The organism is Gordonia sp. G4 (assembly GCF_057770005.1).
Window position 1 is genome coordinate 1,468,467 of sequence record NZ_CM173442.1, and the last position, 13,473, is coordinate 1,481,939.

The 13,473-nt window shown below is 66.9% G+C and carries 12 protein-coding genes; 5 read left to right on the forward strand and 7 right to left on the reverse strand.

Annotated features, from left to right (window positions below; genetic code table 11):
- The first annotated feature begins 130 nt into the window (after positions 1 to 130).
- The 5 genes from AC3B5T_RS06480 to AC3B5T_RS06500 all read left to right on the forward strand — a co-directional run bounded on the left by AC3B5T_RS06480 (position 131) and on the right by AC3B5T_RS06500 (position 5,358).
- Entirely contained in the window at positions 131 to 760 is a 630-nt protein-coding gene (locus AC3B5T_RS06480; protein WP_277242375.1) for a TetR/AcrR family transcriptional regulator, read from the forward strand.
- Between the two features lie 91 nt (positions 761 to 851).
- Positions 852 to 1,325, forward strand: a complete 474-nt coding sequence (locus tag AC3B5T_RS06485) for a MarR family winged helix-turn-helix transcriptional regulator (RefSeq protein WP_277242374.1) — start codon at positions 852 to 854, stop codon at positions 1,323 to 1,325.
- A gap of 57 nt (positions 1,326 to 1,382) precedes the next feature.
- Complete coding sequence (locus tag AC3B5T_RS06490; protein WP_277242373.1) at positions 1,383 to 2,669, forward strand: MFS transporter; 1,287 nt, start codon at positions 1,383 to 1,385, stop codon at positions 2,667 to 2,669.
- Positions 2,670 to 3,183: 514 nt separating this feature from the next.
- Positions 3,184 to 4,422 (forward strand): IS110 family RNA-guided transposase, encoded by a 1,239-nt coding sequence (locus AC3B5T_RS06495; RefSeq protein WP_159371717.1) that lies wholly within the window; start codon positions 3,184 to 3,186, stop codon positions 4,420 to 4,422.
- A gap of 351 nt (positions 4,423 to 4,773) precedes the next feature.
- Positions 4,774 to 5,358: a hypothetical protein gene (locus AC3B5T_RS06500; RefSeq protein ID WP_488358444.1), complete on the forward strand. Its 585-nt coding sequence runs from the start codon at positions 4,774 to 4,776 to the stop codon at positions 5,356 to 5,358.
- A 9-nt stretch (positions 5,359 to 5,367) separates the two neighbouring features.
- Here the strand turns inward: AC3B5T_RS06500 and AC3B5T_RS06505 are convergent, their stop codons facing one another.
- The 7 genes from AC3B5T_RS06505 to AC3B5T_RS06535 all read right to left on the reverse strand — a co-directional run bounded on the left by AC3B5T_RS06505 (position 5,368) and on the right by AC3B5T_RS06535 (position 13,467).
- On the reverse strand, positions 5,368 to 6,015 hold the full coding sequence (locus AC3B5T_RS06505; protein WP_374193967.1) for a helix-turn-helix domain-containing protein: 648 nt from the start codon (positions 6,013 to 6,015) through the stop codon (positions 5,368 to 5,370).
- Between the two features lie 94 nt (positions 6,016 to 6,109).
- On the reverse strand, positions 6,110 to 7,300 hold the full coding sequence (locus AC3B5T_RS06510; protein ID WP_159371720.1) for an NAD(P)/FAD-dependent oxidoreductase: 1,191 nt from the start codon (positions 7,298 to 7,300) through the stop codon (positions 6,110 to 6,112).
- Positions 7,297 to 8,628: an FMN-binding glutamate synthase family protein gene (locus AC3B5T_RS06515; RefSeq protein ID WP_159371721.1), complete on the reverse strand. Its 1,332-nt coding sequence runs from the start codon at positions 8,626 to 8,628 to the stop codon at positions 7,297 to 7,299. The genes AC3B5T_RS06510 and AC3B5T_RS06515 overlap by 4 nt, the downstream gene beginning before the upstream one ends.
- Positions 8,629 to 8,803: 175 nt before the next feature.
- On the reverse strand, positions 8,804 to 9,562 hold the full coding sequence (locus tag AC3B5T_RS06520) for a GltB/FmdC/FwdC-like GXGXG domain-containing protein (protein ID WP_159371722.1): 759 nt from the start codon (positions 9,560 to 9,562) through the stop codon (positions 8,804 to 8,806).
- A complete protein-coding gene (locus AC3B5T_RS06525; RefSeq protein WP_159371723.1) occupies positions 9,550 to 10,446 on the reverse strand; it encodes a class II glutamine amidotransferase domain-containing protein in 897 nt (298 codons plus the stop codon). Before AC3B5T_RS06525 ends, AC3B5T_RS06520 begins: the two co-directional genes overlap by 13 nt.
- A gap of 64 nt (positions 10,447 to 10,510) precedes the next feature.
- Positions 10,511 to 11,869 carry a type III glutamate--ammonia ligase gene (glnT, locus tag AC3B5T_RS06530; protein WP_374193966.1) on the reverse strand — a complete coding sequence of 453 codons (1,359 nt, stop codon included), beginning with the start codon at positions 11,867 to 11,869 and terminating at the stop codon, positions 10,511 to 10,513.
- 227 nt (positions 11,870 to 12,096) lie between these two features.
- A complete protein-coding gene (locus AC3B5T_RS06535) occupies positions 12,097 to 13,467 on the reverse strand; it encodes an ammonium transporter (RefSeq protein ID WP_165629346.1) in 1,371 nt (456 codons plus the stop codon).
- Positions 13,468 to 13,473: the final 6 nt, after the last annotated feature.

Sequence of the window (13,473 nt, forward strand, 5' to 3'; positions counted from 1 at the left end):
CCGGATCGAGGCCTCACCCGGTGCCCGCCCGGCCGGCGCCGACAAGCGTCGAACTCGGCCGGGTGGGTACACTCGGGTCTCGAACTCCATCACTCCCCGAGCAAGGGAATCCTCCGGCAAGGACCGCGAGATGACACATGTCGTCGACCGACAGGCCCGCATCGAGGCCCGCGCACGAGACAAGTTCCAGGCCAAGCGCGACGAGCTGGCCATGGCGACTCTGACGACGCTGGCCGAACTGGGGTACGCGCGGACGAGCCTGCGCGAGATCGCGCAGAACTCCGAGTACTCGCACGGGGTGTTGCACTACTACTTCACCGACAAGCTCGACCTCATCGCCCACGCGGTCCGGCAGTACGAGGCCGTCTGCGTCACCCGCTACGACGAGGTGGTGGCCCAGGCGGTGACCGCGGACCAGTTGCGCGACGAGTTCGCCGACACCTTCTTCGCAGGCATGCACTCCGAGGCAGCCATTCATCGGCTCTGGTACGACCTGCGCAACCAGAGCATGTTCGACGACTCCTTTCGCGCGGACGTCATCGAGATCGAGCGCCGGCGCGAAGAGATGATCTGGCGTGTGGTGGAGAGATTCTGCGAGTTGTCGGGGACGCAGCCCGCGGTGACACCGGCGGTCGCCTACATCGCGCTCGACGGCATCTTCCAGCGCGGACTGCTCAGCGAGATCGACGGCCGGCCCGACGGCGTCGCGACCGCCCGCGAGGACCTGATCGCCTTCTTCGGAGTCGTGGGGCACCACTGACCGTCTGAACGAGTCGAGTCGCAGATGCGTGCGCAGCGTCACAGCCTCCCGCCCTAATACTTCGAATTCCTAAGTATTAGACTCTCTAAACGTGTCCCCTTCCGACCCCGCCCAGCTCGCCCAGACCCTGCGGCCGACGATCACCAGGCTCTACCTGGCCCTTCGCCGTCGCGCACCGTCGGTCGAGCTGACCGCGGCGCAGACGTCCGCCCTGAGCGTCCTCGCCGATCACGGGCCGATGCGGATGGGTGAATTCGCCACCCGCGAATCCATCCGCATGCCGACAGCGACTTCGGTGATCGACGGACTCACCAAGCACGACCTGGTCGAACGCAGACCTGATCCAGACGACCGCCGAGCCGTGCTCGTCGGCCTCACCGACCACGGGCGCACCCTCGTGCGACAGATCCGCGAGGAGCGGGACGTCATCCTGACCGGTGCGCTCGCCGCACTCGACGATCAGCAGCGCGAAGCCATTGCCGCGGCCGGGCCGGCCCTGCAGGCCCTGCGCGACCAGCTCGACAATCACCCGATATCGCACCCCGCCCGCCCGGCGAGTGCGTGAGCGGCCCGGTCGCGGTTCGACACCGCCGGCCGTCCGCCTGATCTGGCAGAGGAATTCATGACCGTCATCGAACACACCCCGGGCGACACCGCCGCGGTTGCGCGCGACACCACCGCAACCGAACCGTCGATGCTCGCCTCCCTGCGTGCCCAACCGCGCGCGGTGTGGATCACCGCCTTCGCCGCCGTCATCGCCTTCATGGGCATCGGCCTCGTCGATCCGATCCTGCACAGCATCGCCGAAGCGCTGAACGCCCCACCGGAGAAGCTCACGCTCCTGTTCGGTGTCTACGTCGGCGTCCAGTGCGTCGCGATGCTGCTGACCGGTTGGGCCGCATACCGTTTCGGGCCGCGACGCACACTCACCGTCGGGCTGGGACTCATCGTCGTCGCAGCCGGCGTCTCGGCCTTCGCCGACAACATCGACCAGCTCATCGCCTACCGGGTGATCTGGGGTCTCGGCAACGCACTGTTCCTCGCCACCGCACTGGCTTTCATCGTCCAATCGGCGGTCGGCAACCGCAACAGCGCCATCATGATGTACGAGGCCGCCCTGGGCATCGGACTGGCCGTCGGACCGCTCCTGGGTGCGACGCTCGGTGAATGGACCTGGCGCGCACCGTTTGCCGGTACCGCCCTGCTGATGCTGGCCGGAGCCATCCTGTGCGCGTTCATGCTTCCCGCCGACGGACCGCGGTCCGAACGAGTACGGGTCCGGATCGTCGACCCGATCAAGGTCCTGCGCAACCGCACCCTGTTCGTCACGTCCGTCGGTTCCGCCTTCTACACGGGCGCGCTGTTCACCGTGATCGCCTGGGCGCCGATCGCGATGGGCCTGCGACCCATCTACGCCGGACTCGTCTTCTTCGGCTGGGGTCTGCTCACGGCGGTCGCCGGAGTCTTCGTCGCGCCGCTGCTCGCTCGGGTCGTCGGTGAGAAGGCCGGTGTCATGGTTGCCATCTCGACATACGGACTTGTCATGGTGCTGGCCGGGATCGGCACGTTCACCGGACAGATCTGGCTGATCGGCCTGGCCGTCATCCTCTCCGGCTTCCCCTCGGGCGTGCTCAACACCCTCTTCACCGACGTCGCGATGTCGGCCGTCGGCGGCGACACCCCCCGGTCGGTCTCGAGTGCCGGGTTCAGCTTCCTCCGCTGGATGGGCGCCGCGATCGCGGCCGTGCTCGTCGCGTACCTCGCGAAGTGGACCGGTTCGGAGGCGACACCGTGGTGGTTCGCCACCGGATACTGCGTCGTCGCCCTCGGCGCGGTATCGCTGGCCAAGGTCGCCCACGACCACAAGGTCGCCGACGATGCCGCTCTCATCGGCGCCGAGGAGTTCTGAGGTTCGCGCACACGCGGCTTCACGCTCCCTGAGCACAGGCGCAAGGAGCACGGCCCCCTCCCGCTCCCCGAGGTGCGACGAGCGCGACGCCTCCGCTCCCTGAGGAGCGGCCGGACGGCCGTCGTGGACCACCGAGCGAACACTCCCGGGCGCCCGAATTCTATGCTCCCTGAGGTGCGAGCGAAGCGAGCCACGAAGGGCCACGCAACGTGTCTCACCAGGCCCTTCGTGGCTCGTCGCTATCGCTCCTCGCACCTCAGTATCTGCGGCCTGGCGGCCGTCGTGGGGGTCGAAGAGTTCGTGCTGGTCACCGGCGCGTGGGGGGTTGATAGTGGAGGGGTGGGATGCGGTGACCTTGAATTCCTCCCTTGTGCCGAAGAGCCAGTACCTCAGTGTGAGGCGCGGGGCCTGCCACGGGAATCGTGGATTGTTGCTACGAGCACGCGGATTAGACTCCTGCACTTTGTTCGCCCCGTCCGCAGCCCACTTTCCGAGGACTCGAAAGGAGACCGAGATGGAAGTGCTGCATCCCCGATGCGCCGGGATGGATGTCTCCAAAAAGGATGTGAAAGTCTGTGTCCGCCTGGCTAGTCCGGGCCGAAAGACCGTGCAGAACACCACGACCTGGTCGTCGATGAGCGGCGACATTCTGCGGCTGCGGGACCATCTGATCGCCGAGCAAGTGACGTGTGTGGTCATGGAAGCCACCGGCGACTACTGGAAACCGTTCTACTACCTCCTCGAAGACGCCCCGTTCGAGGTGATGCTGGTCAACGCCCACGACGCCAAGAACCTCCCGGGCCGCAAAACCGATGTGTCGGATGCGGCGTGGCTGGCGCAGCTGGCCGCCCACGGGCTGTTGCGTGCCTCATTCGTGCCGCCCGAACCGATCCGACGGTTACGCGATCTGACCCGCACCCGCACCGCGATCACCCGCGAACGCGGCCGCGAGATCCAACGGTTGGAGAAAGTCCTCGAAGACGCCGGCATCAAACTGTCGGTGGTGGTCTCCGATATCAACGGGGTCTCGTCGCGATTCATGTTGCAGTCGCTGGTCAAGGGTGAACGCGATCCCGCCGTGTTGGCGGAGTTGTCGGTGAAACAACTCCGCCGCAAAATCCCCGCGTTGACCCAGGCGTTGCAGGGCCGCTTCACCGACCACCACGCGTTCCTGGTCGAGTTGCATCTGGATTTCATCACCGAACACACCGCCCGGATCGACGCGTTGACCGAGCGCATCGAGAAGGTGATGGCGCCGTTTCAGGCCAAGCGGGACCTGATCTGCACGATCCCGGGTATCTCCACCGCCACCGCCGATGTGATCATCGCCGAGACCGGCGGCCAGATGGCCCAGTTCCCCACACCAGGCCATTTGGCCTCGTGGGCGGGGGTCTGCCCCGGCCAGCACCAATCCGCCGGACGGGTCAAGAACGTCAAAACCCGCCCCGGTAACCGTCACCTCAAAGGTGCTCTCGGGGCTACAGCGTTATCGATCGCCAGCCACAAAGGCACGTTCCTCAACGCCAAGTACCGGCGCCTGGTCCGCTCTCGCGGCAAACCCAAAGCGATCGTCGCCCTCGAGCACACCCTGCTCACCGTGGTCTGGATCATGCTCACCGACAACGTCGTCTACGACGAACCCGGCCCCGACTACCACCAGCAACGCCACCCCGAACGCACCAAGAACCGCGCCATCTACGACCTACACAAACTCGGATACGACGTCACCATCACACCCCACGGAGCGGCCTGAGCAGCCACCTCACCTAACTCTTCGGATTAGGGAGCAGGGGGCTGTCGCTTGCGCTCCTCACAGCTCAGGGAGCAGGGGGCTGTCGCTTGCGCTCCTCACAGCTCAGGGAGCAGGGGGCTGTCGCTTGTGCTCCTCACAGCTCAGGGAGCAGGGGGCTGTCGCTTGCGCTCCCCACAGCTCAGGGAGCAAAAGCGCGGATGGATCTGCGAATCGGCGACCGGCGCGCGGAACGACCGGTACCGTCCGCGGGATGACGAGTTCCAAGGTGATCGTCGCCATCCGGGGCGGCGGGCCGAGCCGCACCGACGCCGACGATCTCGTCGAGCGCTGTATGGCAGCGGGGCAACGCGCGTGCAGGTCAACCTCAGCGACGACGCGGTCTCCGGGGCCATGCGCATCGACGAACTCGACCCGCCCATCGTCGCGGTGCTGTCCTTCTGGGCGCCCGACCCCGACCCGGTCCTTGCCGTCGTCGATGACGAACTCGACGGTCCGATCGCTGCCTGGGCGGTCACCGCGCGGGCGCCGCTCAATCCGGACCTGCCCGCGGACGGGACGCGGATCGACGCCCTGTCCAACGTCGCGTTCCTGCGGCGACCCGACGAACTCGACCACGCCGAGTGGTTGCGCCGCTGGTTGGACGATCACACCCAGGTCGCCATCGACACCCAGGCCACGTTCGGTTACGTCCAGAACATCGTCGAACGACCGTTGACCGAGGACATCCCGCCGGTCGCGGCCATCGTCGAGGAACTGTTCCCGATGGCGGCGGTCAGCGACATCCACGCGTTCTACGGAAGCGGCGGTGATCAGCTGGAACTCGAGCGCCGGATGACCCTGATGCTCGAGAGCGTGTCCCGCTTCGGCGCGGACCGCCACCTCGACGTGGTGCCGACCTCGCGCTACGACTTCGACCTCAGCCGGTCGCGAACCTGAATGGGGCTGTCACACGGCCGAATCCGGGAACGCGATCACCGACAGGAAGCGCACCGGCAGCTCGACGAGTTCGACGGGTCCATGCGCGCCCTCGCCGTCGATCTGTAGCGAGTCGCCTGGATGCATCCGGTACACCGAGCGACTGTGGGCGTAGTCCATCACGCCCTCGAGGACGTACAGGAACTCGGTTCCCGCATGCTGGAACAACGGCTGGGTCACCGACTTCTCCGTCAAGGTGACGAGGAGACATTCCAGGCGTTTGTGCTCACCGCGCAGCGACCCGAGCAGCTCGTACTCGTGACCCTCCCGGGACCCCTCGCGCACGATCTCCGAGCCCTCGCCCGCCTTGACGAACACCGCCGACCGCTCCATCTCGGCGCCGCGGAACAGCGAGGTGACCGACACGTCGAAGCCGTTGGCCAGGCGGGCGAGCGTGCTGAGACTGCACGAGGTCTGGGCGTTCTCGATCTTCGACAGCATCGCCTTGGAGATGCCGACGCGAGTGGCCATGTCTCCCACCGACAGTCCCTGCTGACGTCGCAGGCGACGCACGTTGTGCGCGATCGCCGTCTCGAGCTCCAGCTCCTCGACCGACTGGTCGACAGGTCTCTCTCGCGCGGTGCCGGACTGATTCCGGATCAATGGGTCGTCCGTCACGCCGCCAGCATAGTGAGAAACAACGTTTCCTGACAGTTGACACACGATTCCACCCCTGTCGACGGCCACGGCCTCGGATCATCCGGCGTCCCGGTCAGCGCATCTCGCCGGCTCCCACATACGGGAAGCGCGTCGTCAGCAGGTCGCCTTCGGCGAACCGCGTGAACCGGAAGTCCGACTCCGGAATACGCGGGTCCGCGCTGCGTCCGTCGACGACGAGGTCGGCGATCAACCGGCCGACCGCCGGCGAGATCTTGAACCCATGGCCGCTGAACCCGGCCGCCAGGACGAGCCCGTCCAGTGGTCCGCTGGAGATGATCGGATTCCAGTCGGGTGTGACGTCGTAACACCCGGCGTAGCTCGTGGTGATCGCCGGATCGGTGAACCCGGGGAACCGGGTGCCGACCTTGTCGACGGTGAGGTCGATGAAGTCCGAGTCCGCGCGGTTCCGGTAGTCGTCGGGATTCGCTATGTCGAGCGCCGCGAGATCGCTGTTGCCGAACAGAATCTCGCCGCGGACGTCCGGTCGGACGTACTGCAGCGACACCAGGTCGGAGAAGACCGGCACCTCGCCGAGGTCCTCACCGGGGTGAATCATCACGATCTGTTCGCGGTGCACCTCGATCGGGATGTCGACCCCGTAGGGCGCGAGGAACGGTTTGGACCAGACACCGGTGGCGACGACCACGGTGTCCGCGGAGATCGTCGAACCGTCCGCGAGTCGGACTCCCGTCACCCGGTCGGCGTCGACGATCAGGCCGGTGACGTTGGTGCCCTGACGAATTCGGATTCCTGTTGCCCGCGCCGAGGCCGCGAAGGCCTGCGCGGTCTGATACGCGTCCCCGTAGCCGCCGCGCTCTTCCCAACCGAAGGCCGCGAAGGGTTCGAGGTCGGCGGTGGGCCACATCGCGGCGACATCGGCGGCGTCGATCTCCTCGGTCTGCACGCCGACCGCACGTTGCGCCGCGAGGCTCTTGCGCATGTTCTCGACATTCGGCTCGCCGACGCCGACGACATATCCGGTCTGACGGAATCCGATGTCGGAGCCGAAGATCTCCTCCGCCTTCTCGAAGACCTCGAGTCCGACCGCGGCCATCGCCGCCAGCGAACCGACGCCGTAGTGGCACCGCACGATTCCCGAAGACTTGCCCGTCATCCCGCCGCCGACGGTGTCCCGCTCGCAGACGATCACATCGGTGATGCCGCGTTGTCCCAAGGCCCAGGCGGCCGCCACGCCCTCGAGGCCGCCACCGACGATGACGACCGAGGCGGTCTCGGTGCTCACAGGCCCGCCCCCGGAATCCAACTCGTCCCGGCGAGCGGAACGCGGGCCATCGCCGACGCCTCGATCGAGATGGCGACGAGATCTTCGGGCTCCAGATGCTGCAGGTGCGCTTTGCCGCACGCACGGGCGATCGTCTGGGCCTCCATCGTCATCACGCGCAAGAAGTTCGCCAGGCGCTTTCCGCCGAGGACTGGGTCGAAACGCGCCGAGAGTTCCGGGTCCTGCGTGCTGATGCCCGCGGGATCGCGCCCGTCCTGGAAGTCGTCGTAGAAACCGGCGGCCGATCCCAGCGCCTCGTACTCCGCGGCGTATCGGGGATCGTTGTCGCCCAACGCGATCAGCGCTGCGGTGCCGATGGCGACGGCGTCGGCACCGAGGGCCATCGCCTTGGCGACATCGGCGCCGTTGCGGATTCCGCCCGACACGATGAGTTGGACCTCTCGGTGAACACCCAACTCCTGCAGGGCCTGCACCGCCTGCGGGATGGCGGCGAGGGTCGGGATGCCGACGTGCTCGATGAAGACGTCCTGGGTCGCCGCAGTTCCGCCCTGCATCCCGTCGACCACGACGACGTCGGCGCCGGAATGCACCGCGAGTTTCACGTCGTAATACGTGCGGGTGGCGCCGACCTTCACATAGATCGGCTTCTCCCAGTCGGTGATCTCGCGCAACTCGTTGATCTTGATCGCCAGGTCGTCCGGTCCGGTCCAGTCGGGGTGACGGCACGCGCTGCGCTGGTCGATTCCCTGCGGCAGGGTACGCATGCCCGCCACACGCTCGGAGATCTTCTGTCCCAGCAGCATTCCCCCGCCGCCCGGTTTGGCACCCTGGCCGAGCACGATCTCGATCGCGTCGGCCTTGCGCAGGTCGTCGGGGTTCATCCCGTATCGCGACGGGAGATATTGGTAGACGAGGTGTTTGGACTGACCCCGCTCTTCGGGCGTCATCCCGCCGTCACCGGTGGTGGTGGAGGTACCGACCTCCGAGGCGCCGCGCCCCAGCGCTTCCTTCGCCCCGGCCGACAGCGCGCCGAAGCTCATCCCGGCGATCGTCACCGGGGTGGAGAGATGCAACGGGTACTTCGCATTTCGCGAGCCGAGGACGACGTCGGTGTCGCAGCGCTCGCGATAACCCTCGAGGGGGTACCGGGACATCGATGCGCCGAGGAACAGCAGATCGTCGAAGTGCGGCAGCTTGCGCTTGGCGCCCCAGCCACGGATGTCGTAGATGCCGGTCTCGGCCGCGCGCTGGATCGCGGCGATGGTGGTGCGGTCGAACGTGGCCGACTCACGCAGGCCGCGCTGTTCGATGCTCAGGTTGTTGGTCATCGGTAGTTCTCTTTCGTCGTGTGGTCGTGCGGCGTTGCGGCCCTTCGTGGCTCGTCGCTAACGCTCCTCGCACCTCAGGGAGCAGGTGGTCGGCCGCGCTATCGCTCCTCGCACCTCAGGGAGCAGAGGTTGCGCCTCCGCAAGCTCCGGGCGCTCCTCAGGGAGCGGAGGAGGGTCAGTACGCGGAGGTGTTGTCGACCTTGAAGTGGTAGAGCTCGCGGGCGGAGCCGTAGCGGGTGTAGTCGCGGGGGTCGTCGTCGCCGAAACCGGCGGCCTTGAGCAACCCGGCCAGTTCCTCGAGGTGCTCGGCGCGCATCGGTTTGGCGATGCAATCGGCACCCAGCGAGGCGACCTCGCCGCGCACGTAGATGCGGGTCTCGTAGATCGAGTCGCCGAGACCGTCGCCGGCGTCGCCGCGGACGACCAAGCGGCCCGCCTGAGCCATGAAAGCGCTGTTGTGCCCGACGTTTCCGCCGACGACGATGTCGACGCCCTTCATCGAGATGCCGCAGCGTGCCGCGGCATCGCCCTCGACGACGAGGAGTCCACCGTGCGCGGTGGCGCCGGCCGACTGCGAGGCGTTGCCCTTCACGATCACACTGCCGCTCATCATGTTCTCGGCGACGCCGGTGCCGGCGTTGCCGTTGATCGTGACCTCGGCCTGCTGGTTCATGCCCGCGGCGTAGTAGCCGACGTGGCCGTTGATCGTGATCTTCACCGGCAGGTTGACTCCCGCGGCGACGCTGTGGGCTCCGGCCGGGTTGTCGATGACGATCTCGCCGGAGATGTCCCCGTGCAGCATCGAGTTGATCTCGCGCAACGGGGTTTCGGCGAGGTCGAAGGTGTGATTGGGGTTCATCGTCTCAGCTTTCGCCGTGTCGTTCGAGGCGGGAACGGTAGGGGTGGAGGGAAACTCGGCGGTCATCGAGTCCATGCGTAGACGACCTCCGGCTCGGGCTCCCAGATGCGGGCGTTCTCCACGCCGGGCAGTTTGGCCAGTGCGCGGTACTCACTCGCCATGGCCACCCAGTCGTCGGTCTCGGCGATCACGGCCGGTTTGCATGCGATGGCGTCGCGCACCACCGCGAACGAATCGCGATTCGACACCAGCAACGTGTAGAAACCGTCGAAGTTCGCGCAGACCTCTTTCAGTGCTGTTTCCACGTCCTTGCCCGCCGCAAGCTGGTGTGCGACGAAGCGCGCCCCGACCTCCGTGTCGTTCTCACTGTCGAATTCCACTCCGGCAGCGCGCAGTTCACGCCGGATGGTCGCGTGATTCGCAAACGAACCGTTGTGGACCAGGCACTGTTCGGGGCCGACCGCAAACGGATGTGCGCCCGAGGAGGTGACCGCCGATTCGGTCGCCATCCGGGTGTGCCCGACGCCCTGCCATCCCGACGCCGCGGCCAGGCCCCAGGATTCGGTCAGGTCACGGGGTGCGCCGACGCCCTTGAGGACGGTCAGGTCCGACCCGAAACCGGCCACCAGGGCCTGCGGGTATGCGGCCCGGGCGGCGGCCAGCAGCTCGTCGGCCGGCGCCGGGGCGGAGGCCACCAGCGTCACGTCGATCGTCTGTGCCGCGACCGGCACCCCGAGGGCCGCGCTCAGCGTCGTGGACACCTCGTCGGGAAGAACGTCGAGTTCGAGGAGGGAGATGCAGCCGTGTCCGGACGGTGCCCACGTGGGGTTGCCGTAGACGGCGATACCCGCCGAATCCGCGCCACGGTCTTGCATCTCGCCGAGCATCCCGGCGAGCATCTCGCCCAACCGGGGGTGAAGGTCAGGGTTGCGCAGGTGCAGCCCGACGATTCCGCACATGATCAGTTCCTTACGTCGATCGATGAATCTCGTTGAGAGGTCTTGTGTTCTGGGGGAAGGACGGTCAGAACGCCGTCAGGTACTTGTCGACCTCCCACGGCGTGACCGCCGCGTGCCAGTCGAAGAACTCGTCGCGTTTGAGTCCGGCGAAGTATGCCGAGACCCGCTGCTCGTCCTCGGGCCAGTCCTCGGGAAGCGCGGCGTCGAGCGTGCCGGCGACGACCCCGTCGGCCTCCAGCGCCTCCACCGCGTGCAGGAGGGTGAGCGGGAGTTCGGCGATGTGGCCGGGGCAGTTGCCGACGGCGCCCGGGTCCAGACTCCGCTTGATGCCGTCGAGTCCCGCACCGAGCAGCGCGGCGACGGCCAGGTACGGATTCGCCGACCCGTCACCGCCACGGAGCTCCACGCGCTGCTCGTCGGGCACCCGGATGTAGTGGGTCCGATCGTTGCCGCCATAGGTGGCCCGCCGCGGAGCCCAGGACGCACCCGAGCGCGTCGCCGTCGCACCGGTTCGCTTGTAGGAGTTGACCGTCGGTGCGATGACGGCTTGGAGCGCGGGTGCGTGTTCCAGAATCCCACCGATGAACCCGTACGCCGTCTCCGACAGCCCCAGTCCTCGCTCGTCGTCGGTGACCTGCGGGAAAACCGGGTCGCCTGCCTGCGTGAGGGACAGGTGGAAGTGCAGACCCGAGCCGGTGCGCTCCGCGAAGGGTTTCGGCATGAAGGTGGCGATCATGCCCTTCTCCGCAGCCAGGGCGGAGAGCAGGTACCGGAGCGTGACGACGCGGTCGGCGGTCGTGAGCGCGTCGGAGTAGGCGAAGTTCTGCTCGAACTGGCCGTTCCCGTCCTCGTGGTCGTTGGCGTAGTTGCTCCACCCGAGTTGGTTCATCGCGGTGGACACGGTGGTGAGGTGGTCGTACATCCGGGTGAGACCGCGGACGTCGTAGCACGGCTGGTCGGAGTCATCGGCGGCGTCGGCGGTCACCAGCGAGCCGTCGGCGGCCCGTTTCAGGAGGAAGTACTCGACCTCGGCGCCGACCCACGGCTCGAAACCCGCGTCCGCGGTCTGCGCGATGAGCGCCTTGAGGATGTTCCGGGGCGCGAACGGCCACGGCTTGCCCTCGACATGGGGATCGCACTGAACGACCGCGAGCCCCTCCTTGATGAACGGGATGGGCAGGAAGGAGCGGACATCGGGGATCGCGATGAGATCGGGATCCTTCGGCTCCTGGCCGATCGCGCCGACCGCATATCCGGCGAAACCGACGCCCTCGGTGGCCAATTCGTCTACCGCTTCCACCGGCACCAGTTTGGCGCAGGGTTTGCCGCGGAGGTCGACGAACATCGCGAGGATGAACTTGGTGCCGTGCGTCGCGCAGAGATCGGCGAGTTCGCCGGTCGTCGTCTCGGTGGTTGTCATCATGTGCTCCGGGGTCGACTCTAAGGGCTTTCGTTTCGCATGTCCACTCGCGTGAACCACTGTCTACTATTAGTAGACCCGGTAGATGTTTCGTCCCTGTTTCGACTCCGTGAGCGGTGGGTGTCAATCTGTCCGGCAACGTTTTCCACGTCCTCGGACGCACAGCGCTCGGGGGCCCACCGTCGAACGGTGAACCCCCGAGCAGTCGCCGAACCGATGACCGGTACGGATCAGACCCCGGCCGGCGGCGCCGAGGTCGGAGCCGATGGCGGCATCGCCTCCTCCACCTTGTCCGCGGCGCGGGCCGGCGACATGGTCGCGAGTCCGCCGGCGTGACCGACCGAGGCGGCGGGGATCTCGTACGCCGTCTCCGCGTGGACCGCGGTGTCGAGGCCGACCATCTCGGTCTCCTCGTCGACGCGCATGCCGATGAGCTTGTCGAGTCCCTTGGCGATCAGCCAGGTCATCACGAACGAGTACGTGCAGGTGATGACGATGCCGGCGAGCTCACGCCAGACGATGTCGACCGGCCCGCCGAACAAGATCCCCTGGACACCGGCCGGCGCGGCCTCGGTGGCGAAGAGCACGATGCAGATGGTTCCGACGATCCCGCCGATGCCGTGCACGGCGAAGGCATCCAGCGTCTCGTCGATCTTGAGCTTGCTCTTGAAGCTCAGCAGGAACGCCACGACCGCCGCGGCGAAGATGCCCACGAGCAGCGCACCGAGCGGTGCCATGCTGCTGGCCGCGGGGGTGATCCCGACGAGGCCCGCGACGGTGCCGGTGATCATGCCGAGCGAGGTGACGTGCCCCTCGCGCCACTTCTCGATGATCGCGAACCCGATCATGCCCGCCGAACCGGCCAGCAGTGTGTTCAGGATGACGGCCTGCGCGAGGAAGTTGGCGCCGAGCGCGCAACTGCCGTTGAACCCGAACCAGCCGAAGAACAGGATGCCGCCGCCCATGATCGTCATCGGCACGTTGTGCGGGCGCTCCATCCGCCGCTTGCGCGCACCGAGCACCACCGCGAGGGCAAGGGCCGCGACACCGGCATTCATGTGGACGGCGGTGCCGCCTGCGTAGTCGACGATCTCGAGATCGTTCAGCAGGAAACCGCCGCTGTAGTTGTCGTCGACGTCGGCCGCGAAGACCCAGTGGGCGACCGGGAAGTACACCACGATGAGCCAGATCGGCGCGAAGACCAGCCACGCCGAGAACTTCATCCGGCCCGCCGCGCCGCTGGCGACGATCGCGATCGTGATGGCCGCGAACAGGATGAACCAGGCTGCGAAGTAGAGCGTCTGGGTGGCGCCGGAAGCGTCGTCGGTGAGCCAGTTGGTCAGGCCGATGTAGTCGGTCGGGTTGCCGATGAGGCCCCACCCGCCCACCGACGGACCGGACACCAGGCCGTGCCCGATCACGACGTACAGGACCGCCGTGATCGCCAGGGTGGACATGACCATCGTCATGATGTTGAGGACGTTCTTCGATCCGACCATGCCTCCGTAGAAGAAGGCCAGGCCCGGGAACATCAGCAGGACGAAGACGAAGGCCGCCAGCATCCATGCCAGGTCGGCATTGGCGGCGAGTATGGGTTCCATGAGCGA